Raw genomic sequence first — 21,576 nt, 5'->3', positions numbered from 1 at the left:
AGAGACTGAATCAAATGATTGGTGTGGAGGCTAAGCGAAGCTCGACGGAGTGGGGGTCGAGTGCTCACCAGCAACCAGAAAATCAGAAATCCGTCGGCGCGCCGCCTTCGGCGCGGCGCTTTTCGACGAAGTCGTTGAGTTCCTCGCGGATGGCCGGATCCATATACGGCTCTTCATAGGAGGCAAGGCGCTCCTTCCACACCTTGTTGGTGCGTTCGAGCGCCGTCGGCGAACCCGCCTCGGTCCAGGTCTCGAAATTGCGCCAGTCGGAGACGATCGGCGAGTAGAAGGCGGTCTTGTAGCGCTCCTGCGTGTGCTGGGTGCCGAAGAAATGGCCGCCAGGGCCGACCGACTGGATGGCGTCGAAGCCGAGCGCGTCCTCGGAGAGGTCGAGCGGGGTGAGGAACTCGGCCACCATCTGCAGAAGGTCGATGTCGAGGATGGTCTTTTCATAGGAGCAGCGCAGGCCACCTTCCAGCCAGCCGGCGCCGTGCATCATCAGATTGCCGCCGCCCTGGATGGCGCCCCAGAGCGAAAATACGCTTTCATAGGCGGCCTGCGCGTCGACCGTGTTGGCGGCGCAGGTGTTGGAGGTGCGGTAGGGGATGTTGTAGCGGCGGGCGAGCTGGCCGCCGACGAGCTGCGCCTTCATATATTCGGGCGTGCCGAAGGCCGGCGCGCCGGACTTCATATCCACGTTGGAGGTGAAGCCGCCATAGCCGACCGGCGCGCCTTTCTTGACCATCTGCGCGAAGGCGATGCCGGAGAGCGCCTCGGCGTTCTGCTGTACCAGCGCGCCGGCGACGGTGACGGGCGCCATGGCGCCGGACAGCGTGAACGGCGTCACGATGACGGCCTGGCCCATGCTGGCCATCTGGATGATGCCTTCCATCATCGGCACGTCGAGCTTGAGCGGCGAATTGGTGTTGATGATGGTGAAGACCGAGGGCTCCTGCATCAGCTGCTCGCGGCTGACGCCGCGGGCGATGCGGGTGATCTCGATGCCATCGACATTGCGTTCCTTGCCGAGCGAATAGATGTGGAAGACCTTGTCGGTGAGCATGGCGAGGTCGCGAATGCATTCCAGGTGGCGGACCGACGGATGGATGTCGATGGGTTCGACCGGATAGCCGCCGGTGCACTGCAGGATGTTATGCATCTGCGCCAGGCGCAGGAAATTGCGGTAGTCCGCCTGGTTGCCGGGCCTGCGGCCGCGATCGAGGTCGGAACAGTTCGGCGCCGAAGCCATCATCGACAGGATTATGTTGTTGCCGCCGAAGCGCAGATTGTGCGCCGGGTTGCGGGCATGCAGCGTGAATTCCGACGGGCAGTGCGACACAAGCTCGAGGACCATGTCGCTGTCGAAGTGCACGCGTTCCGAGCCTTCGCGCACATCCGCGCCATGCGCCTTCATGATGCGGCGGGCTTCGTCGTGGAGGACGTCGACGCCGATCTCCTTCAGCACGCGCAGCGAGGCGAGGTGGATCGATTCCAGCTCGTCGTCGGACACCAGCTTGGTCGGCGTCAGCGGGTTCTTCAGCTGTCGGAAGGCGGGCTGCTCGAAGGCGGCCGAGCCGCCGGCGCGCTTGCCGGCACGGCCGCCACGGCGGGCGCGATCGGTTGCCAGTGCCGGTTCGGCGGGATGAAGGGCGGCGGTCATGAGAAGCCTCGTCAGGATGCGAAATTGGCCGGCATAATGGACCGGCGGCAATGCTGCCGGTGAGGTGGCGGCGACCACTAGGGCGAGGGAAGCGACATGCCGGAAGGGGAGCTTGAGCAAGCCCTCCCTGCAGCGCCGGGGCTCCTGACAGGGTTTGGCTGGAGCATCCGCTTTCGCGGGCCGTGGGCCTTACGGCAACCGGCTGCAACGGCTAAGCCTTCGACCGATTGGATCAGGAACTGATGGCTCTGGCGGATTCAAACAGCAGCGAGAGCGTGCGGTGGGCCGCGATCACCGGCGTGATCGCGACCGTATCGGTGTTCGCCATCGCGCAAGGGCTTTCCTATCCGCTGCTGAGCTTCATCCTGCAGCGGCAAGGCGTTTCGCCGGCGATGATCGGGCTGTCGGCGGCGATGACGCCGGTCGGCTTCATCTTGTCCTCGCCGTTGATCCCGGGATTGGCGCGCCGCTTCGGGGCAGGGCGCACCGCGCTCACCTGCGCCGCTCTCTCGGCGCTTGTGCTGGCGCTGATCGGCTGGATGCAGAATGTCTATCTGTGGTTTCCGCTGCGCTTCCTGATCGGCGTGGTGACCAACCCGCTCTATGTGCTGAGCGAGATCTGGGTGATCGCGCTGGCGCCGCCGTCGCGGCGCGGCCGCGTCATGGGCGTTTATTCCACCATCATCTCGGCCGGCTTCGCGGCCGGACCGCTCTGCCTGCTTGCCGTCGGCACCGAAGGCTGGCCGCCTTTCCTAGTCGGCATTTCTGCTTTCGTCTTCTGCGGCGTCTGCCTCGCCGCGGTGGTGCGGCGCTTGCCCAAGGTCGAGGAGGCCGAGAACAAAGTATCGGTGCTGGATTTCATACCAATGGCCTGGCTGCTTCTGTCCGCGGTCGTTGTAGCGGCCGGTTTCGAGCAGACGATCCTGGCGCTGCTGCCGGTCTATGGCACGCATCACGGCATTCCCGAAGCCCGCATGTCGGCGCTGCTTTCGGCGATGATCGCCGGCAACATCGCCATGCAGGTGCCGCTCGGCTTGCTTGCCGAAAGGTTGACGGCGCGCCTGGTGCGCTTCGGCTGCGTGGTGGTGACCATCCTCGGATGCGTGCTCTTGCCGGCGCTGATCGAGACGCCGCTGATCTGGGTCTGCGTCTTCGTCTGGGGCGCGGTGTCCTACGGCATCTACACGATGTCGATCATCGAGCTCGGCGAACGCTTCACCGGCTCGGCGCTGGTTGCCGGCAACGCCGCCTTCTCGCTGATGTGGGGCCTTGGCGGCATCGTCGTGCCGCCGCTCACCGGCGGCGTGATGGATGTCATCGGCGCCGCCGGCTTGCCGGTGATGCTGGGCGCCATCTGCGCGGCGCTGGCGGCGGCAACGGTCGTGCGCCGGCGGGTTTTGTGATCGACCCCACAACGGCTCTTGAATATCAACACAGCGAACGCGATGTAGGCGGGGCCGCCAGATGGAGACCCGCATGACCAGCACGATGACCAAAACCCGGCCCGATTCGGTGGACGATCCCTTCCGGTGGCTGGAGGATCGCAACGGCAAGGAAGCGCTGGACTGGGTTCATCGCCAGAATGCGCTGACGATCGCCGAATTGCAGGGCGACCCTTCCTATCAGGCGACCTTTGAAACCGCGCTCGACCTGATGACCGCCGAGGACAATATCCCGGTCGGGGCCGCACTTGCCGGCCACGTCTATAATTTCTGGCAAGACAAGACCAATGCGCTGGGCCTGTGGCGGCGCACGCCTGTCGCTTCCTACAAGACCAAGGAGCCGGAGTGGGAAACGATCATCGACTTCGACCAGCTCTCGGCGAAAGAGGGCATCAAATGGGTGTTCGGCGGGGCGAGCCGGCTCTATCCCGATTTCAACCGCTGCCTGCTCTACATGTCGCCTGACGGCGGCGACGCCAGCGAGATGCGCGAATTCGACATCGTGACGAGGTCCTTTGTCGATGGCGGGTTTTCCGCGCGCGCCTCCAAGTCGGGCTTTTCCTGGCTGGACAAGGACACGGTGATCGTGTCGGCGGCTTTCGAAGAGGACGACAAAACCCAGTCCGGCTACCCGCGCGTGATCAAGCTCTGGCGGCGCGGCACGAAGCTGGAGGACGCGACGCCGATCTTCGAAGGCGAAAAGCAGCATCTCGCGGTCGGCGGCGGTGTCGAATATGACGGCGACAAGCGGCATGTGCTGCTCGGCAAGACGCTCGACTTCTTCACCTCGCACAGTTTCCTGCGGCTGGCTTCCGGCGAGAACCGGCGCATCCCGCTGCCCGACGACGCCACCGACACGGCGATCTTCAAGGGACAGCTGATCTTCGGCGTGCGCAGCCCATGGACGGCGCCTGACGGCACGCAATGCCTGCCCGACGGGCTTTATTCCGCCGATTTCGACCGCTGGATCGAGAGCGGCGCGTTCGGGCCGTTCGAGACCGTGCTTGCGCCGGCGCATCGCGTTTCGGTCGCCGGGCTCGCCAGGACGCAGGACAGGCTGTTCATCAACCTGATGGACAATGTGCGCGGCAAGGTCGTTGCCTGCGACCGCACCGCCGAGGGCTGGTCGCTCAAGCCGGTAGCGCTGCCCGACAACGGCAATGTCGGCATCAGCCATGTCGAGCATTTCGGCTCGAGCGTCTCCTTCTCCTTCACCGATTTCCTGACGCCGAGCTCGATCATCTGGTCGGACGACAATGGCGAGACGCTTGAAACCGTGAAATCGCAGCCGGCCCGCTTCGATGCCTCACCTTATGTCTCGGAGCAGTTCGAGGCGCGCTCGAAGGACGGCACGATGATTCCGTATTTCGTGGTGCGGCGCCGCGACCAGAACGGGCCGGTGCCGGCGCTGCTCTATGGCTATGGCGGTTTCGAAGTGCCGCTGCTGCCCGGTTATGCCGGCATCCGCGGCAAGCTCTGGCTGGACAAGGGCAACGCCTATGTCCAGGCCAACGTCCGCGGCGGCGGCGAGTTCGGCCCGGCCTGGCACCAGGCGGCGCTCAAGGGCAAGCGCCAGAACGCATTCGACGATTTCGCGGCGGTGGCCGAGGATGTGGTCAAGCGCGGCATCACCACGGCTGCGCAGCTCGGCATCCAGGGCGGCTCGAATGGCGGCCTGCTCACCGGCACGTCGCTGACGCAGCGCCCGGAGCTGTTCGGCGCCGTTATCATCGACGTGCCGTTGCTCGACATGCTGCGCTATACCGAACTGCCGCCCGGCGCCTCGTGGATCGCCGAATATGGCGATCCGTCGAAGCCGGAAGAAGCCGTCTGGCTCGGCGCCTATTCGCCCTACCAGCATGTCGCGGCCGATGTCTCCTATCCGCCGGTGCTCTTGATGACATCCACCGCCGATGACCGCGTCCATCCCGGACATGCGCGCAAGATGGCGGCGCGATTGCAGGAAGCGGGTCACGACAGGACACTGTTCTTCGAGGAGACCGAAGGCGGTCATGGCGGACGAGGCGACCGCCGGCCGCAAGCGGCGCAGACGGCGATGCGCTATATATTCCTGCAGCGGGCGCTAACCGGAACAGCTTGAATTTTAGGCCCCAGGCGGCATAAGCTGCCGCCATGATCCATTTCAGCACCTCAGGCGCCTTCGGGGTCGCGGTGACGCCGTCACCGCGGACCCTTCGCGCCGAGCTGTTGCGGCTGTGCGCCCGTATCGGCTATTCGCCGCCTGCCTTTCTCTAAGAATCCGCCCCGGCCGTTGCCGGATTGATTCAAGAGGAAAGATCAAATCCATGACTTATCAGAATTATTCGCTGAAGCAGCTTCAGCAGATCGACGCCGCGCATCACCTTCACCCCTTCACCGACCACAAGGAGCTGCGCGAGGCGGGCTCGCGCATCATCACCCATGCCAATGGCCCGTTCATCTACGATGCCGACGGTACCGAAATCCTAGACGGCATGGCAGGCCTGTGGTGCGTCAATGTCGGCTACGGCCGCGACGAGCTGGCCGAGGCGGCTTACGCGCAGATGAAGGAGCTGCCTTACTACAACTCCTTCTTCAAATGCTCGACGCCGACGCCGGTGCTGTTGTCGAAGAAGCTGGCGGAGCTGGCACCGACGCATGTCAGCCAGGTTTTTTATGGCTCGTCCGGCTCGGAAGCCAACGACACGGCGCTCAGGCTCGCGCGCCATTATTGGGCGCTTGAAGGCAAGCCCGAGAAGAACCGCGTCATCTCGCGCAAGTCGGCCTATCACGGCTCGACGATCGCCGGCACGTCGCTGGGCGGCATGGAGCCGATGCACAAGCAGCTCGGCGGCGCGGTGCCCAACATCGTCCACGTGATGATGCCCTATGCCTATGAGCTCGCGCTGCCTGGCGAAAGCGACCATGATTTCGGCATCCGCGCAGCCAAGGCGGTCGAGGACGCGATTCTCGAGGCCGGCGCCGACAAGGTCGCCGCCTTCATCGGCGAACCAGTGATGGGCGCCGGCGGGGTGAAGATCCCGCCGATGAGCTATTGGCCGGAAGTGGAGCGCATCTGCCGCAAATACGACGTGCTGTTGATGCTGGACGAGGTCATCACCGGCTATGGCCGCACCGGCGAATGGTTCGCGGCGCAGACTTTCCGCATCGAGCCTGACACCATCACCACCGCCAAGGCGCTGACCTCGGGCTATCAGCCGCTCTCGGCGCTGCTGGTCGGCGACCGCATCGCCAAGACGCTGGTCGAGAAAGGCGGCGAGTTCTATCACGGCTACACCTATTCCGGTCATCCGGTGGCTTGCGCGGTGGCCCTGAAGAACCTCGAAATCATCGAGAAGGAAGGCCTGGTCGAGCGTGTCAAGAACGACACCGGTCCCTATTTCGCGCAGGCGCTGCAGGAGCGGATCGCCGGGCACAGACTGGTCGGTGAGGTGCGCTCGATCGGCCTGATGGGCGCGATCGAGATCGTCAAGGACAAGGCAACCAAGGAACGCTATCTGCCGTCGGGAAGCGCTGCCGTCGTCGTGCGCGACTATGCGGTCGCGAACGGCATGATGATGCGGGCCACCGGGGACACCATGATCCTGTCGCCGCCGCTGATCTGGACGCGCGACACGATCGACATGGCCTGCGAGCGGATCGCCAAGGCGCTCGATCTCGCGGATGCCGATTTGCGCAAGCGCTGAGGGATATTCTCCGGGCGCTCCTCAGTGGGCGCCCGGTCCATTCCCGGACATTTCGCGTGATGTCCCCACAACGCAAAAACCGCGCCCCAACGGGAACGCGGCTTTGCCAGATACGCTTGGCGTTTCGCTACGAAACACTTGCGAAACTTACGGGCTCCGGTACGCGAGACCTGATCCGGAGCGCCGGGCAGACGCGATGTCCGCCTCGCAATCCGTTTTAAAGGCACATCGTTACCGGTGCGTTAGCAAGACCTTAAGCAAATCTAAATTTGCCGGCTTTCTGTCGAAAAAATTCGCTAATAATCGTTGGAAAGCAGCTCCTTAGCTTTTATCGCCGCGCAAGAAATTTATGATGCCGGAAAAATCGGCGCCGGCGTGGCCCTGTGCGTTGAACAAGGCATAAAGCTGCGTGGCTTCGGCGCCGAGCGGGGTCACGGCGCCCGCGCTTTGCGCGGCTTCCTGCGAAAGCTTGAGGTCTTTGAGCATGAGCGCGGCGGCAAAGCCCGGCTTGTAGTCGCGGTTGGCCGGCGAAGTCGGAACGGGGCCGGGCACCGGGCAGTAAGTGGTGAGCGACCAGCATTGGCCCGACGAGGTCGAGGCCACGTCGAACAGCGCCTGATGCGAGAGGCCGAGCTTTTCGGCCAGCACGAAGGCCTCGGCAACGCCGATCATCGAAATGCCGAGAATCATGTTGTTGCAGATCTTGGCGGCCTGACCAGCACCGTCGCCGCCGCAATGGACGACGCGCCCGGCCATCGGCTGCAGGATCGGCTCGGCGGCAGCAAACGCCTCGTCCGAACCGCCGGCCATGAAGGTCAGGGTGCCGGCCGTCGCGCCACCCGTGCCGCCGGAGACCGGCGCGTCGATCGACTGCAGGCCATGCCTGGCGGCAATCGCATGCGCTTTGCGCGCCGATTCGACATCGATGGTCGAGGAATCGATGAATAGCGCACCTTCCTTTGCCTTGGGCGCGATGTCCTCATAGACCGACAACACATGCTTGCCGGCAGGCAGCATGGTGATGACGACGTCGGCATCCTTCACTGCGGCGACGGCGTTTGCCATGACGGTGACGCCATGTCCTTTCGCCACAGTGAGGTTGTCGGGAACCAGATCGAAGCCGTTTACCGCATGCCCTGCCTTGACAAGGTTAGCGGCCATCGGATTGCCCATATTGCCGAGGCCGATGAAGGCGATGGTTGCCATCGTTTTCTCCCGATTTTGCGTCAGCGCCCAATCAGCGAGCGCGCAATGATGACGCGCATGATCTCGTTGGTGCCTTCGAGGATCTGGTGGACGCGGAGATCCCGCACCAGCTTCTCGATGCCATAATCATGCAGATAGCCGTAGCCGCCATGCAGCTGCAGCGCCTGGTTGGCGACATCGAAGCCGACATCGGTGACGAAGCGCTTGGCCATCGCCGACCATTTGCCGGCGTCGGGCGCCTTGCGGTCGAGCTTGGAAGCGGCGGCGTAAAGGAAGATGCGCGCCGCCTGCAGCTCCGTCTCCATGTCGGCCAGCCTGAACTGCAGCGCCTGGAATTGGTTGATCTTGGAGCCGAAGGCCTTGCGCTCGGCTGTATAGGCGAGCGCCTTGTCGAGCGCCGACTGCGCGCCGCCCAGCGAACAGGCGGCGATGTTCAGCCTTCCGCCGTCGAGCCCCGCCATGGCGATGCCGAAACCGGCGCCTTCCGCGGCGAGCAGGTTTTCGGCTGGCACCTTGCAATCCTCGAAGATGACCTGGCGGGTCGACTGCATGTGCCAGCCCATCTTGTGCTCGTTGGCGCCGAAGGACAGGCCCGGCGCATCCTTGGGCACGACAAAGGTCGAAATGCCCTTCGGGCCGTCGCCGCTGGTGCGCGCCATCACGACATAGAGATCGCTGTCGCCGGCCCCGGAAATGAACTGCTTGGCGCCGTCGAGCACGTAATCGCCGCCGCTCCTCACCGCCCGCGTCTTCAGCGCCGCCGCATCGGAGCCGGAGCCGGGCTCGGTCAGGCAATAGCTCGCCAGCCACTCCATCGAGGTCAGTTTCGGCAGGAAGCGCTGGCGCTGCTCGTCTGAGCCGAAGCTGTCGATCATCGAGGCCGCCATATTGTGGATGGAAATGAAGGAAGAGAAGGCCGGATCGGCGTGGGCAAGCGCCTCGAAGATCAGCACCGCGTCCAGCCGCCCAAGCGCTGAGCCGCCGACATCGTCGCGCACATAGATGCCGCCCAGGCCGAGCGGCCCGGTCTCTCGGATCACATCGGCGGGGAAGTGCTTTGCCTTGTCCCAGTCGAGCGCATTGGGCGCGACGCGGTCCGACGCGAAGGCTCGGGCCATCTCCTGGATGGCGCGCTGTTCCTCGTTGAGTTCGAATTGGCCAGTGCCCGCATCGACTGCCGCGTCCATGGCGTGCTCCCTGTCGTTTCAGGCCTTCTGGCCTGTCGTTTTTGGCTTTGCGCGCCGTTCAATCTAGACCAATGATGCCGCCGCGCAACCCGGGCCGTTGAGAACCGGCTGTGCAGGGAGTGACGAACGGAGCTCGTGCGTGCCGACAATTTTCGATGAGTTGCTGGAGCGGTTCCAAGCCTATCTCGGCGGCGTCGACAGCGATCTCGTCGCCGACGAAGCCGCGCGCATCGGCTGGGACATGTCGGCTCGTGCGCTCGAAGCGCGCGTGCTTGGCTGCCTCGGCTATCTCGATCGCGTCGCCGCGCTTGCACCGGCCGATGCCAAGCCTCTGGCGCGGTTCGTTGCCGACCATCGGGACGAACTGCGCTGGGGGCAGACCTACAGCGCCGCCGATTTCGGGCAGGGTTTCATCGACAATTACGGCTGGCTGGAAGTGTTCGGCACGCGCGGGCATTTCGTCAACGACGCGGTCGCGGGCGGTCTGCTGATCCTCGGGCCGAACATCGTCTATCCCGACCATCACCATATCGCCGAGGAGATCTACATCCCACTGACCGGAGGCACCGAGTGGCGGATGGGCGAGGGGGGCTTTCACATTCGCGGCGCCGGCGAGGTCATCCACCACGCCTCGAATGTCAGCCATGCCATGCGCACCGGTAACGAGCCGCTGATGGCGCTCTATCTCTGGCGCGGCGGACCGCTGGCGCAGAAATCGATCATCGGCTCGGGAGGCAGGGACTGATGGCAAAAACAATCATGCTGCAAGGCACCGGCTCGGATGTCGGCAAGACCGTACTGGTGGCCGGGCTTTGCCGTGCCGCGAAGAATCGCGGCCTGAAGGTCAGGCCGTTCAAGCCACAGAACATGTCGAACAACGCCGCCGTTGCCGACATTCCCGGCGAGACCGGCGAAGGCGAGATCGGCCGCGGGCAATGGCTGCAGGCGCTGGCCTGCGGGGTGAGGCCGACCGTCCATATGAACCCGGTGCTGCTCAAGCCGCAGAGCGATATCGGCTCCCAAGTGGTGGTGCAGGGCAGGGTCTATGGCGAGGCGCGGGCGCGCGACTATCAGGCAATGAAAGCCGGGCTGATGGACGCGGTGCTGTATTCCTGGGCCAAAGTCGGCGAGGGAGCCGACCTCGTCGTCGTCGAGGGCGCAGGCTCACCGGCCGAGATCAATCTCAGGAGCCGCGACATCGCCAATATGGGCTTCGCGACGCGCGCCAATGTGCCGGTGATCCTGGTCGGCGACATCGATCGCGGCGGCGTCATTGCCTCGGTCGCCGGCACGCATCTCATCCTGCCGGAAGAGGACCGGCACATGATCGCCGGTTATCTCATCAACAAGTTCCGCGGCGATGTCTCGTTATTCGACGACGGCATCAAGGCGATCGAAAAATTCACCGGCTGGCGCTGCTTCGGCGTCGTGCCGTGGCTTAAGGCAGCCGGGCGGCTGCCATCCGAGGATTCCGTGGTGCTCGAACGCCTCGCTTCCGGCGAAAAACGGGCGCTGAAGGTGGCGGTGCCGATGCTGGCCCGCATCGCCAATTTCGACGATCTCGATCCGCTGAAGGCCGAGCCGCAGGTCGAGGTGGTGTTCGTGCCGCCGGGCAAGAGGCTGCCGGAAGATGCCGGGCTCGTCGTCATCCCCGGCTCCAAATCGACGATCGGCGATCTCATAAAATTCCGCGAGAACGGCTGGGGTCGCGACCTTCTCGCCCACCGCAAGCGCGGCGGTCACGTCGTCGGCATCTGCGGCGGCTACCAGATGCTCGGAAGAAAGGTAACCGACCCGGATGGCATCGAAGGCAGCGTGAGAGAGGCCGAGGGCCTCGGCCTGCTGGACATCGAAACGGTGATGGAGCCGGAAAAGACCGTGCGCAATTCTAGCGCGCGGTCGGTGCAGTTCGGCCTACCGCTCGAAGGCTACGAGATCCATCTCGGCCGCACCACCGGTCCGGACACGGCGCGGCCTTCGACGATCCTCAACGGCGCCGAGGACGGCGCGGTTTCCGCCGACGGCAAGGTGATCGGCACCTATCTGCACGGGCTGTTTTCCGCCGACGCTTTTCGCGCCGCCTATCTGGAGACCCTTGGCGTCAAAGGCGGCGGCATCGACTATCGCGCCGAGGTCGAGAAGGCGCTGGACGAGGTCGCGGCCGAGCTGGAGCGACATCTCGACTGCGATGCGATCTTTGGGCTAGCCCGTTAGCTGCTCGATGCAGACGTTTTTAACGCGCTGACTTTAGCTGCGTTGATGCAGCCAGCCTCGGCGATTGGGCCGAGACGCCCGTCCGGTCGTCATCCTCGGGTCTGCGCGTCCGCTTCGCCCGTGCATGACGACGTTAGGATGGTGTCGCCAATCACCAACGTCGGTTTGACTTCCTACGGCTTCTCTCCTGCCTTCGGCCAATAGGTGCCGAAGGACCAGACATTGCCCTCCGGGTCGAGGCAGATGAACTCGCGGCTGCCATAGTCGCGGTCGACGAGTTCCTGGATGATTTTCGCGCCGGCCTTCCTGGCGCGCGCATAGGCGGCATCGGCGTCATCCACGGCGACGTAGATCGACTTGCCGCCACCACCGCCTGGATCACCGACCATCTTGCCGTAGTCGTCCTCGCGCGCCGTGCCCAGCATGATCATCGAGGAGCCGAAGGTCAGCTCCGCGTGATGAACGATGTCGCCTTCGCCATAGCGGGCGCGGACCTCGAAGCCGAAGGCTTCGCAGAGCCAATCGATCATTTTGGCGGCGTTTCTGTAGCGCAGGGCTGGGTAGATGCGGGGTGCTTCGGTTGACGTGGGCATGGCGATCTCCTCGTTCGCGTCGATGTACTCAGTCTCGACTACGGGCGGCCCCTGCGTCTTGAAGAAATGTTACCTCGGCTGAGGCCTACATCAGCGCCGCGAGCCCGGTCGGCGTCTCGCCGGCAAGCTGGCGGAATTCGCGCACCAGATGCGCCTGGTCGGCATAGCCGCAATCGGCGGCGATGCCGGCCCAGTCGTCGTCCTTCTGCTTTGAAAGCGAAAGCGCGCGGTTGAAGCGCACGATGCGCGACAAGGTCTTCGGGCCGATGCCGATCGCGTCGGTGAATTTGGCCGCAAGGTGCTTGCGGCTCCAGCCGATTTCGCCGGCAAGCGCCGAAATCCGAGTGCGGCCGCCCGACGCGACCACCGTCCGGTAGGCCCACGCGACTTCGGGCGAAAGCGCACGCGCTTGCGCGAGGCGGCGGGTAATATAGCCCTCTGCTATGTCGAAGCGTTTGTGCCAGTCCGACGCCTCGCCGAGCTGTTCGCGCAGCACGATCCCGTCAAAGCCCAGTGCATCGTCCAGTCCGACCATGCGATCCCGCAGCTCACTCATCGGCAGGCCGAAGAATTGCCTGGCTCCGAGCGGAGTAAAGTTAACTTGGACGCAGCAGGCGCCGCCGAAGGATTTGATGATGACCGGGCCGGCATAGAGGCCGGCAGCGAAGCTGGCGTAGAGGTCATTGTCCCCAGGTTCGTGGCCGAGACCGATGGCGAAGGCTTCGGCGAAGCTGATCACCAGCGGCACGGTGAGCGAGGCATATTCGACGATGCTGAAATGGCCGGGCAATATTTCGCGATAACCGCAGATGTCGGTGACGATGCCGGCGAGCGAGGCGGCTGGCCTGCGCCGGACCATCTCGAAATGGAGGGCGGGAGAGCGATTATCCTGCCGGTGGCGCTCTGACTCGTCGCACATGGGCTCGTCGGGCATGGCGCAAGCCTAGCAGACCACGTCCTCAAATCAAAAGCGCCCGGCTGGGCCGGGCGCTCCGAGTTGCCTGAGATTGCTGTGCTCAGGCGCCGCGCATCAGGCAGCCGGCGGCGAGCACATATAGGCGATGAGCATGATCCAAACGGACGCAAGCGCAAGCAGGCCAAGAGCGGCGAGAAGGCCGATGACGGCGGTGACCAACGAAATAATGAACACAAGCTGGGTGGGTGCACTGAGATTCATGTCTGGCCCCTCCAACATGATTCGCAACACCGGAATTGTACCAGCAGCCGCCTCACACACCAATGAGCTGGCGCAGCGGATTGGCGGGGTCGGCTAACAGCTTGATTGCCAGCGCCAGGCAGACCACCACCAGCAGCGGCTTGATCAGCTTGGCGCCGATGCGGATGGCCAGGCTCGCGCCGACCCGGGCGCCGATGAACTGCGCCGCGCCCATCATCAGGCCGATCTTCCAGTCGACGACGCCGACGGCGGCGAAGACGACGAAGCCGCCAATGTTGGAGGCGAAATTGAGAAGCTTGGTGTGCGCCGTCGCCTTGAGCACGCCGTAGCCGGCGAGCGTGACGAAGGCGAGCATGTAGAAGGAGCCGGCGCCGGGACCGAAGACGCCGTCATAGAAGCCGACCAGCGGCGGGATGATCAGCCCGAACAGGAAGGGCGACAGCCGTTCGGCGCGATCGACATCGTCCATATTCGGTTTCAGCGCGAAATAGAGCGCGATGGCGATCAGGAGCAGCGGCAGGATGGCGCGCAGGAAATCGCCGGGGACGACGGTCGCGAGCAAGGCGCCAACCGCGCCGCCGACAAGCGCCAGCAGCGCCGACGGCAACTGGCGGCGCAGGTCGACCTGGCCGTTGGCGGCATAGTGGATGGTGGCCGAGCCGGAGCCGAACATACCCTGCAATTTGTTGGTGCCGAGAGCTGCGACCGGCGAAAAGCCGGCGAGCAGCAGCGCCGGGATCGTGATCAGCCCGCCGCCGCCGGCGATCGAGTCGACGAAGCCGGCGCCGAAGGCGGCAGCAATGAGGATGAGGACGGTCTGCAGGGTAAGATCGATCATCGAGGAGAGATGCCTGGAAGGAAGCGCAGCTTCCATCACGCTAGCCCCGTTTGCGCAAGAGAGATTCCAAGCTAACAATCAGACCAGACTCGCAAAGGGGAGCTTGATGGCGATGGCGCTGCTCGACCAGATACGTTCGATCTTCGACGGTGACCCGGGCGTGCGCAAGGTGGCGGACGATCCGGTGCTGTCGGCGGAACTCTTGATGCTGTTCCGCATGATCCTGGCCGACGGCTCGGTCTCGGAGAGCGAGATGGTCGTCTTCCGGCGCATCTGCAAGGAAGCCTTCGGGATTCCGGAAAGCAGCATCGACAGCGTCATCGAATATCTCAACGACTATGGCTACGAGACCAACGGCTCGCAGGCGATCGCGCTGTTCCGCGACCTCGATGTCGAGCGCCGGAAGCTGCTCGCGCGCCACATGGCCGAGATCGCCAAGGCCGATTCCAAACTCGCCGAAAGCGAGGTGAAGCTTCTGCGCCGCACGCTCGACCTGCTCGATATCAGCCCGGTCGATCTGGTTAAGCCGGAGAGGTGATCTAGCCCTGTTCCTGCATCTTGCGCGCGATCGCGCGGTGCAGGTCGGGCGCCGCCGCGACCAGTGCCCGCGCCGCTTCGGAGCGCGGATGATCGAGCACGTCTGTGGCGCGGCCGCGCTCGACGATCCTGCCTTCATGCATGACCAGCACCTCGTCCGCCATGGCGCGGGCGACGGTCAGGTCGTGGGTGATGAAGAGATAGGCGATGCCGAGCTTCTGGTTGAGTTCGGCGAAGAGGTCGAGGATCTGGGCGCGGATCGAGACGTCCAGCGCCGAGACCGGCTCATCGGCGACCACCAGCTTCGGGCGGGTGATGATAGCGCGGGCGATCGACAGGCGCTGGCGCTGGCCGCCCGAGAATTCATGCGGGTATTTGTCCATGTCGCGCGGGCCGAGCCCGACCTCGTGCAATGCAAGCGCGACCATCTCGCGGCGCTCGGCCTTTGCCGGCTGCCTCTCCAGGAGATGCAGCGGCTCGGCCACCAGCTTCTCCACCTTCTGGCGCGGGTCGAAGGAGCCGTAGGGATCCTGGAACACCACCTGCATGTCGCGCCGCGTCGGCTTCAGCGCCTGTTCCGGCTTGCCTGTGATAGGCTCGCCGCGAAAGCGGATCGTGCCCGCCGTCGGCTTGTCCAAGGCAAGGATCATGCGGGCAAGGGTGGACTTGCCGCAGCCCGAGCGGCCGACCAGCGCCACCGATTGTGCCGGCTCGATGGTGAGCGAGACGTCGTGGACGGCGCGGATCGGCTCTGCCGGCCGGAACAGGGATGTGCGTCGTCCCGGGTAGTCCCGGCCGACGTTCTCGACTTCGAGCAAGGGTTTTGCCGACCCGGCAAGGTGCGGTTTCGGCCGCGCCGGCACGTGCATGGAAGCCAGCGCCAGCTCGCGCGTGTAGGGATGCTGTTGCTCCGACAGCGTGCGCGCGGTGTCGCCGGCCTCCGTCACCTCGCCACTGCGCAGGATGGTCAGGCGATCGGCCATCTCGGTCACCACCGCGAGGTCGTGCGAGATGAGCAGCAGGCCCATGCGGTTCTCACTGACCAGATCGCGCAACAGGTCGAGGATCTGGGCCTGCAGCACCACGTCGAGGGCCGTCGTCGGCTCGTCGGCGATGAGGAGCTTCGGCTTCAGCGCGCAGGCGATGGCGATGACCACGCGCTGGCGCTGACCGCCCGACAGTTCGTGCGGGTAGCGCGACAGCGGGAACTTGGCCTCCGGCAGCCCGACGCGGTCCAGGATTTTTCGTGTGCGCTCTTCCGCCTCGGCGCGGCCTGCCTTGGTGTGCCAGCGTATGCCTTCGGCGACCTGCTCGCCGATGGTCTTGACCGGATTGAGCGCCGTCATCGGCTCCTGGAAAACCATGCCGATGTCGTCGCCGCGCAAGGCGCACATCTGGTCCTCGGTGGCAGCGAGGATATCGATGCCGTCGAAGGCGACGCGGCCCTCGGCACGCGCCAGATGCGGCAAAAGCCGCATGATCGTCAGCGCCGTCATCGACTTGCCGGAACCGGATTCGCCGACCAGCCCGACGACCTCGCCGGGCGCTATTGTCAGCTCGACGCCTGTCAGGATCGGCGTGGCGCCGATCGTAAGCGACAGGTTCTCGATCTCGATCAGGCTCATCGGCGCCGTCGCGATTTCGGATCGAGGATGTCGGCGAGGCCGTCGCCGAGCAGGTTCAGCCCAAGCACGGTGATGACGATCGCCATGCCGGGGAAGATAGCCATCCAGGGCGCGGTCACCATGCGCGTTTGCGCGTCGAACAGCATGCGGCCCCAACTCGGCATCGGCGGCTGGGCGCCCAGCCCGACATAGGAAAGCCCGGCTTCGGCGAGTATGCCCAGCGCGAACTGGATGGTGCCCTGGACGAGCAGCAGCGTCGCGATGTTGGGCAGGATGTGCTCGACGGTGATCCGCGTCATGCCCTTGCCGGCGGCGCGCGCGGCGAGGATGAATTCGCGCGGCCAGATGGCCAGCGCGCCGGCGCGGGTGACGCGCGCAAAGACAGGTATGTTGAAGATGCCGATGGCGATGATGGCGTTGACGGCGCCCGGGCCGAAGATCGCGGTGATCATGATTGCCGAAAGCAGCGCCGGAAAGGCGAAGATCAGGTCGTTGACGCGCATCAGCGCCTCGTCGGCCAGTCCCCCGCGCGCCGCGGCGAAAGCGCCGAGCGGCACGCCGATGCCCATGCCGATGCCGACCGCGACCAGTGCCACCGCAATCGAATTACGGGCGCCGACCATGATCATCGACAGTATGTCCCGGCCGAAATGATCGGTGCCGAACAAGTGTGTCCAGGAAGGCGCCTGCGTCTTGTCGGCGATCACCAGCTTTGTGACGTCGTAGGGCGTCCAGACGAAGGAGACGAGCGCGACGGCCACGATCAGCAGCGTGACGACGAGCCCGATCAAGAAGGAGCGGTTGCCCAAGGCCTTGGCCAGCACGCCCTCAAGGGTTTCCTCGGGGAGGTCGACGCGCATGGTCATTGCCGGCCCCTGAGGCGCGGGTCGACGATGGCGTAGGAGAAATCGACGAGCAGGTTGATGAGGATCACGGCGGCGACCAGAAGCATGACGATGCTCTCGACAACGATCAGATCGCGCTGGGTGATGGCCTGGAAGATCAGCCGGCCCAGCCCGGGCAGGTAGAAGACATTCTCGATGATGATGGTGCCGGCAAGCAGGAAGGCGAATTGCAGGCCGAGGATGGTGAGTACCGGGATCATGGCGTTGCGCAGCGCATGGCGCCAGAGCACGGCGCGATGGGGCAGGCCCTTGGCGCGCGCGGTGCGGATATAGTCCTCATTGAGCACCTCGATCAGCGCCGAGCGGGCAACGCGCGCCAGGATCGCCGCCTGCGGCAACGCCAGGGCCACGGCCGGCAGGATCAGGGATTTCAGCGCCGGCCAGATGCCGGCGCCCCACCCCGGAAAGCCGCCGGCCGGGACCAGCCGCAGCCAGACGGCAAACAGGTAGATCAGCATCAGCGCGAACCAGAAATTCGGCACCGCGACGCCGAGTTGGGCGGCGCCCATGACGAGCGTATCGCCGGCGCGGCCCTGGCGGCTGGCCGAGAAGACGCCGACCGGAATGGCGATCACGGTCGAGAGCGCCAGCGCGATCAACGCCAGCGGCAGGGAGACGGCGATGCGTTCCCGCACCAGGTCGATAACAGGCACCGAATAGGTGTAGGAGCGGCCGAAATCGAGGCTGAGCAAGCCGCCCGCCCAATGCAGGTAGCGCAACACCAGCGGCGCGTTCAGCCCCATCTGATCGCGCAGCATCTCGACCTGGTCGGCGCTGGCATTGAGGCCCAGCATCAGCCGTGCCGGATCGCCGGGCAGGATCTCCATGACCGCGAACACCACCATCGAGGCCAGCACCAGTGTGAGGACCGCGATGATGAGGCGTTTCAGGAGATAGGCGGTCATGGGAGGCGATCGGGCGATCGCGCTGGCTTCAATCCGTCCACTTCACCTTGGTGAGATCGTCAGCCTCGATCGGCCAGTTCGTCCACATGCCCTGCAGCTTGGCGTCCCAGACACCGATTTTGGGCAGCTCGAACAGGTAGACGGCGGGCACGTCGTGCGCGAGAATCTTCTGCGCCTCGCCCAGCAGTTCCAGCCTCTTGTCCTTGTCGACCGTGGTGCCGAGTTCCTTGATGACATCGTTGAACTTCGGATTGTCATACTGGAAATAGTAGCCGGGCCGCGAATAGATATCGATGTCGTTCGGCTCGACATGGGAAACGATCGTCAGGTCATAGTCCTTGTTGGTGAAGACCTGGCTCAGCCACTCCGCCCATTCGACTGGGATGATCTGCAGATTGACCCCGATCTCCTTCAGCTGGGACTGAATCACCTGGCCGCCGTCGCGTGCGTAGGGCACGGGCGGCAGCTTGATCGTGGCCGAGAAGCCGTTCTCCAGCCCCGCTTCCTTTAGATACGCCTTGGCCTTGGCGATGTCGTGCGGATAGACGCCGGTGAGATCGACATAGCCCGCATCGCCTGGCGAGAAATGAGAGCCGATCGGCTTTCCAAGGCCGTTCGAGGCGGCGGCGATGACGGCACTGCGATCGATCGCGGAGGCAAGCGCCTGCCGCACCGCGAGCTTGTCGAAGGGCGGCTTCTTGTTGTTGATCGACAGGATCGTCTCGCCCTCGGTCGAGCCGATCACGACGCTGAAGCGCGGATCGGACTGGACCTGCGCGAGCGCGTCTTGTGCGGGCATGTTGGCGAAAGCCTGGATATCGCCCGAGAGCAATGCGGGGACAGCCGCTGCCGCGTCGGGCACTATGCGGAATGTCGCCTTGTCGAGAGCGGCGGGCGTACCCCAGTAGTCCGGGTTCTTGATGAGCGTGATTTCGGAACCCTTGGCCCAGTGATCGAGCTTGAACGGACCGGTGCCGATCGGCTTGTCCTTGTTCCCGTCGGCCGATGCCTTCCCCACGATCACCGCCGCAACCTGGCCCATGTCATAGAGGAAATCGCCCTGCGGACCGTCGAGAGTGACCTTGACGGTCGCCGGATCGACCGCTGTGACATCGGTGATGTGCGCAAAGAGCGGCTTTTGTGGATTGAGCGAATCCTTGGCGCGCGCACGGTCCAGCGAGAACTTCACGTCGTCGGCGCTGAAGGCCGAGCCGTCGTGGAACTTCACGCCGGAATGCAGCTTGAATGTGTAGACCTTGCCGTCGTCGGAGACGGCCCAGGTCTCGGCGAGAGCGGGCTGAACCTGGCCGTTGTCGTCGATGCGCGTCAGGCCTTCAAAGACATTGGCATAGGTGACTTCGCCGATGGCCGCGCCCGCGCCGGCGGTCGGATCGAGATGCGGCGGCTCGAGCACGATGCCCAGCGTGAGGTCGGTGCGCGCGGCAAAGGCCGACGTGGCGGCGGCAAGCGACAGGGTAGCCGCAGCCAGGATGGTCTTCCACAGTTTCATCGCTGAACTCCCATTGCTCAAACGTGCTCAAGCCGGCGGATAGAAGCGTGATTTCGCGGGCGAGTAAATTGTGTTTCGTGCTGCCGGGCGGCGCCAGGCGGAATGTTTTTACCTGTCATCCGGTCGTGCCGCGCAAGAGCACGTTGAGGCCGATCGCCATCACCTTGGCCGATTCCACCATATCGGCGATGCCGACCCATTCGTCCGGCCGGTGGGCGAGGTCGAGAATGCCCGGGCCATAGGCGATGCAGTCATAGAGGTGGCCGAGGCGCGCGACATGCTTCTGGTCGTAGGTGCCGGGCGAGATCACATAGTCCGGCTCGCGGTCGAACACCTCCATGATGCCCTTGGCGACGGCCTTCACCACCGGCGCGTCGCGCTCGGTCATCAGCGGCAGCACCTCCATCAGGTCGCGGATCTCGTAGTCGAATTTCCTGCGCTCGCGCTTCAGCCGTTCGAGGATGCGGGTGACTTCGCCCTTCACGGAGGCGATGTCCTCTTCCAGCAGGAAGCGCCGGTCGATGGTGAGCCGGCAGGAATCCGGCACGTTGGGCGAGGGGAGGCCGGGCCGGAAATCCTCGGTCTGGCCGCCATGGATGGAATTGATGTTCATGGTCGAGCGCCTGGCGCCTTCCGGCACCACCGGCATGCGCGTCATCTTGCGGTCGAGCGCCGGGAACAACTCGTCCTCGAAGGCCTGCAGGACGGCGCCCATATGGCGCACCGCATTGTCGCCGAGGAACGGCATCGAGCCATGCGCGATCTCACCTTTGGTCTCGATCTCGGCCCACCAGACGCCGCGATGGCCAAGGCAGATGCGATCCTTGTTCAGCGGCTCGGGGATGATGACGTGGTCGACCTTCGGCTTGGAGAAATAGCCGAGCCTGGCCAAATGGGCGACGCCGCCGAAACCGCCCGATTCCTCGTCCGCCGTGCCCGATATCTCGATGGCGCCGGGAAAGTCGGGATAGGTCGCCATGAAAGCCTCGACGGCGATCACCGAGGCCGCCAGACCGCCCTTCATGTCACAGGCGCCGCGGCCATAGACCCTGCCGTTCTTCACCACGCCGGCAAAGGGATCGACGGTCCAGCCGTCGCCGGCCTCGACCACGTCGATATGCGAATTGAAATGCACGCAGGGGCCGGACGAGCGGCCGTCGAAGCGGGCGACGACGTTGACGCGCGGATAACGGTCGCTGTCGCCTGGCGCGCCCTCGGCACGGATGAGTTCCGTTTCGAAGCCGCGTTTCTTCAGGCGCGCGCCAAGGAACTCGGCGCATGGCCGGTAGGCTTCGCCCGGCGGATTGACGGTCGGGAAGCGGATCAGGTCCGCGGTCAGCGCAACGAGATCGTCGGTCCGGTCGTCGACCGCCTTGAGGAGTAGTTCATTCATCGGGTGGATTGAAGAAGGATCCCGGCACTTTTGCAAGCAACCAGTCGCTCATTGCCAGACGACGATCCAGACATGGCCCAACGCCCCCTGCCTAAACTCCAGAGGGTGCGTGTCGCGGCGGCAACCATACCGGGAAAATCATTCAAATTCGCCGCATTGGATTGGCGGATTCGTCAACGAGTGTGTGGTACTTAACGCACCTGCCGGCAAAAAGATGGAAAACCGCGTGGATGGCAGGGGGCAATCAAGGGGTTTGACCGCATGAAAAAGTTCGTTCTCATGGCAACCGTGCTGGCAACCGCGTTGTTCGGCATGTCCATCGCAAGCCGGGCGGCCACGCTGGTGGCTAATATCGACGTCTCGTCGCAGACCATGACCGTCAGCAAATACGGCCAGGTGGTTTACCGCTGGAGCGTGTCGACCGCGCGCAAGGGCTATTTCACGCCGCGCGGCAGCTACCGGCCGCAACGGACCGCCCGGATGTGGTACTCGCGCAAATACGATAACTCGCCGATGCCCTATTCGGTGTTCTTCCATGGCGGCTATGCCATTCACGGCACCGGGGCGGTGAGAAATCTCGGGCGCCCGGCCTCGCATGGCTGCGTGCGCCTGCATCCGGCCAACGCCGCGACCTTCTATACGATGGTCAAGGAAATCGGCTTCGGCAACACGCGCATCGTCGTCACCAACTGAAAGCC

19 protein-coding genes are annotated in these 21,576 nt (G+C 64.5%); 7 read left to right on the top strand and 12 right to left on the bottom strand.

The annotated features are described in order from the left end of the window. Nucleotides 1–82: 82 nt before the first annotated feature. Nucleotides 83–1,660 carry a trimethylamine methyltransferase family protein gene (locus FJW06_RS06225; protein WP_140749495.1) on the bottom strand — a complete coding sequence of 526 codons (1,578 nt, stop codon included), beginning with the start codon at nt 1,658–1,660 and terminating at the stop codon, nt 83–85. A 242-nt stretch (nt 1,661–1,902) separates the two neighbouring features. Here FJW06_RS06225 and FJW06_RS06220 point away from each other — a divergent pair, with 242 nt between their 5' ends. From FJW06_RS06220 to FJW06_RS06205, 3 genes are all read left to right on the top strand, one after another. Continuing rightward, nucleotides 1,903–3,063 carry an MFS transporter gene (locus FJW06_RS06220; protein ID WP_140749492.1) on the top strand — a complete coding sequence of 387 codons (1,161 nt, stop codon included), beginning with the start codon at nt 1,903–1,905 and terminating at the stop codon, nt 3,061–3,063. Between the two features lie 73 nt (nt 3,064–3,136). Continuing rightward, a complete protein-coding gene (locus tag FJW06_RS06215; protein ID WP_140749489.1) occupies nt 3,137–5,203 on the top strand; it encodes a prolyl oligopeptidase family protein in 2,067 nt (688 codons plus the stop codon). Nucleotides 5,204–5,408: 205 nt separating this feature from the next. Continuing rightward, nucleotides 5,409–6,788 (top strand): aspartate aminotransferase family protein, encoded by a 1,380-nt coding sequence (locus tag FJW06_RS06205; protein WP_140749483.1) that lies wholly within the window; start codon nt 5,409–5,411, stop codon nt 6,786–6,788. A 321-nt stretch (nt 6,789–7,109) separates the two neighbouring features. On the opposite strand, the gene mmsB is transcribed toward FJW06_RS06205, so the two are convergent. Then, nucleotides 7,110–7,994, bottom strand: coding sequence for a 3-hydroxyisobutyrate dehydrogenase (gene mmsB, locus FJW06_RS06195; RefSeq protein WP_140749477.1), 885 nt, complete (start codon nt 7,992–7,994; stop codon nt 7,110–7,112). 20 nt (nt 7,995–8,014) lie between these two features. Next, nucleotides 8,015–9,181 carry an isobutyryl-CoA dehydrogenase gene (locus FJW06_RS06190; RefSeq protein ID WP_140749474.1) on the bottom strand — a complete coding sequence of 389 codons (1,167 nt, stop codon included), beginning with the start codon at nt 9,179–9,181 and terminating at the stop codon, nt 8,015–8,017. A gap of 139 nt (nt 9,182–9,320) precedes the next feature. Here FJW06_RS06190 and FJW06_RS06185 point away from each other — a divergent pair, with 139 nt between their 5' ends. Then, nucleotides 9,321–9,926 carry a dimethylsulfonioproprionate lyase family protein gene (locus tag FJW06_RS06185; protein WP_140749471.1) on the top strand — a complete coding sequence of 202 codons (606 nt, stop codon included), beginning with the start codon at nt 9,321–9,323 and terminating at the stop codon, nt 9,924–9,926. After that, nucleotides 9,926–11,395, top strand: a complete 1,470-nt coding sequence (locus tag FJW06_RS06180; protein WP_140749468.1) for a cobyric acid synthase — start codon at nt 9,926–9,928, stop codon at nt 11,393–11,395. The genes FJW06_RS06185 and FJW06_RS06180 overlap by 1 nt, the downstream gene beginning before the upstream one ends. Before the next feature lie 173 nt (nt 11,396–11,568). Here the strand turns inward: FJW06_RS06180 and FJW06_RS06175 are convergent, their stop codons facing one another. The 4 genes from FJW06_RS06175 to FJW06_RS06160 all read right to left on the bottom strand — a co-directional run bounded on the left by FJW06_RS06175 (nt 11,569) and on the right by FJW06_RS06160 (nt 14,003). Further along, nucleotides 11,569–11,988 (bottom strand): VOC family protein, encoded by a 420-nt coding sequence (locus tag FJW06_RS06175; RefSeq protein ID WP_140749465.1) that lies wholly within the window; start codon nt 11,986–11,988, stop codon nt 11,569–11,571. A gap of 85 nt (nt 11,989–12,073) precedes the next feature. Beyond that, complete coding sequence (locus FJW06_RS06170) at nt 12,074–12,907, bottom strand: AraC family transcriptional regulator (protein WP_140749866.1); 834 nt, start codon at nt 12,905–12,907, stop codon at nt 12,074–12,076. 111 nt (nt 12,908–13,018) lie between these two features. Next, nucleotides 13,019–13,165 carry a hypothetical protein gene (locus FJW06_RS06165; protein WP_181178173.1) on the bottom strand — a complete coding sequence of 49 codons (147 nt, stop codon included), beginning with the start codon at nt 13,163–13,165 and terminating at the stop codon, nt 13,019–13,021. A gap of 52 nt (nt 13,166–13,217) precedes the next feature. Further along, the gene (locus FJW06_RS06160; RefSeq protein ID WP_140749864.1) at nt 13,218–14,003 is read right to left on the bottom strand and encodes a TSUP family transporter; all 786 of its coding nucleotides are present in this window, start codon (nt 14,001–14,003) and stop codon (nt 13,218–13,220) included. Between the two features lie 106 nt (nt 14,004–14,109). On the opposite strand from FJW06_RS06160, the gene FJW06_RS06155 reads away from it, so the two are divergent. Beyond that, nucleotides 14,110–14,541, top strand: coding sequence for a TerB family tellurite resistance protein (locus tag FJW06_RS06155; protein WP_140749462.1), 432 nt, complete (start codon nt 14,110–14,112; stop codon nt 14,539–14,541). Between the two features lies 1 nt (nt 14,542). Here FJW06_RS06155 and FJW06_RS06150 read toward each other — a convergent pair whose 3' ends face one another. The 5 genes from FJW06_RS06150 to FJW06_RS06130 all read right to left on the bottom strand — a co-directional run bounded on the left by FJW06_RS06150 (nt 14,543) and on the right by FJW06_RS06130 (nt 20,878). Continuing rightward, nucleotides 14,543–16,165 (bottom strand): dipeptide ABC transporter ATP-binding protein, encoded by a 1,623-nt coding sequence (locus FJW06_RS06150; protein WP_140749459.1) that lies wholly within the window; start codon nt 16,163–16,165, stop codon nt 14,543–14,545. Continuing rightward, a complete protein-coding gene (locus FJW06_RS06145) occupies nt 16,162–17,031 on the bottom strand; it encodes an ABC transporter permease (protein WP_140749456.1) in 870 nt (289 codons plus the stop codon). The genes FJW06_RS06150 and FJW06_RS06145 overlap by 4 nt, the downstream gene beginning before the upstream one ends. Beyond that, nucleotides 17,028–17,975: an ABC transporter permease gene (locus FJW06_RS06140; RefSeq protein ID WP_140749453.1), complete on the bottom strand. Its 948-nt coding sequence runs from the start codon at nt 17,973–17,975 to the stop codon at nt 17,028–17,030. The genes FJW06_RS06145 and FJW06_RS06140 overlap by 4 nt, the downstream gene beginning before the upstream one ends. A gap of 28 nt (nt 17,976–18,003) precedes the next feature. Beyond that, nucleotides 18,004–19,485, bottom strand: coding sequence for an ABC transporter substrate-binding protein (locus FJW06_RS06135; protein WP_140749450.1), 1,482 nt, complete (start codon nt 19,483–19,485; stop codon nt 18,004–18,006). Nucleotides 19,486–19,600: 115 nt separating this feature from the next. Continuing rightward, nucleotides 19,601–20,878, bottom strand: coding sequence for an acetylornithine deacetylase/succinyl-diaminopimelate desuccinylase family protein (locus FJW06_RS06130; protein ID WP_140749447.1), 1,278 nt, complete (start codon nt 20,876–20,878; stop codon nt 19,601–19,603). Between the two features lie 261 nt (nt 20,879–21,139). On the opposite strand from FJW06_RS06130, the gene FJW06_RS06125 reads away from it, so the two are divergent. Further along, nucleotides 21,140–21,571, top strand: a complete 432-nt coding sequence (locus FJW06_RS06125) for a L,D-transpeptidase (protein WP_140749444.1) — start codon at nt 21,140–21,142, stop codon at nt 21,569–21,571. Nucleotides 21,572–21,576: the final 5 nt, after the last annotated feature.

It is taken from the genome of Mesorhizobium sp. B4-1-3 (genome assembly GCF_006439355.1).
Taxonomy (GTDB): domain Bacteria; phylum Pseudomonadota; class Alphaproteobacteria; order Rhizobiales; family Rhizobiaceae; genus Mesorhizobium.
This window is presented reverse-complemented; position numbering and strand designations above follow the sequence as displayed.

What these genes read in the sequence shown, in the direction of transcription:
- FJW06_RS06165 (WP_181178173.1), bottom strand. Translation starts at nt 13,165, where the DNA reads ATGAATCTCAGTGCACCCACCCAGCTTGTGTTCATTATTTCGTTGGTC.
- FJW06_RS06180 (WP_140749468.1), top strand. Translation starts at nt 9,926, where the DNA reads ATGGCAAAAACAATCATGCTGCAAGGCACCGGCTCGGATGTCGGCAAG.
- FJW06_RS06150 (WP_140749459.1), bottom strand. Translation starts at nt 16,165, where the DNA reads ATGAGCCTGATCGAGATCGAGAACCTGTCGCTTACGATCGGCGCCACG.
- FJW06_RS06225 (WP_140749495.1), bottom strand. Translation starts at nt 1,660, where the DNA reads ATGACCGCCGCCCTTCATCCCGCCGAACCGGCACTGGCAACCGATCGC.
- FJW06_RS06205 (WP_140749483.1), top strand. Translation starts at nt 5,409, where the DNA reads ATGACTTATCAGAATTATTCGCTGAAGCAGCTTCAGCAGATCGACGCC.
- FJW06_RS06155 (WP_140749462.1), top strand. Translation starts at nt 14,110, where the DNA reads ATGGCGATGGCGCTGCTCGACCAGATACGTTCGATCTTCGACGGTGAC.
- FJW06_RS06215 (WP_140749489.1), top strand. Translation starts at nt 3,137, where the DNA reads ATGACCAGCACGATGACCAAAACCCGGCCCGATTCGGTGGACGATCCC.
- FJW06_RS06135 (WP_140749450.1), bottom strand. Translation starts at nt 19,485, where the DNA reads ATGAAACTGTGGAAGACCATCCTGGCTGCGGCTACCCTGTCGCTTGCC.
- FJW06_RS06125 (WP_140749444.1), top strand. Translation starts at nt 21,140, where the DNA reads ATGAAAAAGTTCGTTCTCATGGCAACCGTGCTGGCAACCGCGTTGTTC.
- FJW06_RS06175 (WP_140749465.1), bottom strand. Translation starts at nt 11,988, where the DNA reads ATGCCCACGTCAACCGAAGCACCCCGCATCTACCCAGCCCTGCGCTAC.
- FJW06_RS06190 (WP_140749474.1), bottom strand. Translation starts at nt 9,181, where the DNA reads ATGGACGCGGCAGTCGATGCGGGCACTGGCCAATTCGAACTCAACGAG.
- FJW06_RS06170 (WP_140749866.1), bottom strand. Translation starts at nt 12,907, where the DNA reads ATGTGCGACGAGTCAGAGCGCCACCGGCAGGATAATCGCTCTCCCGCC.
- FJW06_RS06220 (WP_140749492.1), top strand. Translation starts at nt 1,903, where the DNA reads ATGGCTCTGGCGGATTCAAACAGCAGCGAGAGCGTGCGGTGGGCCGCG.
- FJW06_RS06140 (WP_140749453.1), bottom strand. Translation starts at nt 17,975, where the DNA reads ATGACCGCCTATCTCCTGAAACGCCTCATCATCGCGGTCCTCACACTG.
- FJW06_RS06160 (WP_140749864.1), bottom strand. Translation starts at nt 14,003, where the DNA reads ATGATCGATCTTACCCTGCAGACCGTCCTCATCCTCATTGCTGCCGCC.
- FJW06_RS06145 (WP_140749456.1), bottom strand. Translation starts at nt 17,031, where the DNA reads ATGACCATGCGCGTCGACCTCCCCGAGGAAACCCTTGAGGGCGTGCTG.
- mmsB (WP_140749477.1), bottom strand. Translation starts at nt 7,994, where the DNA reads ATGGCAACCATCGCCTTCATCGGCCTCGGCAATATGGGCAATCCGATG.
- FJW06_RS06130 (WP_140749447.1), bottom strand. Translation starts at nt 20,878, where the DNA reads ATGAATGAACTACTCCTCAAGGCGGTCGACGACCGGACCGACGATCTC.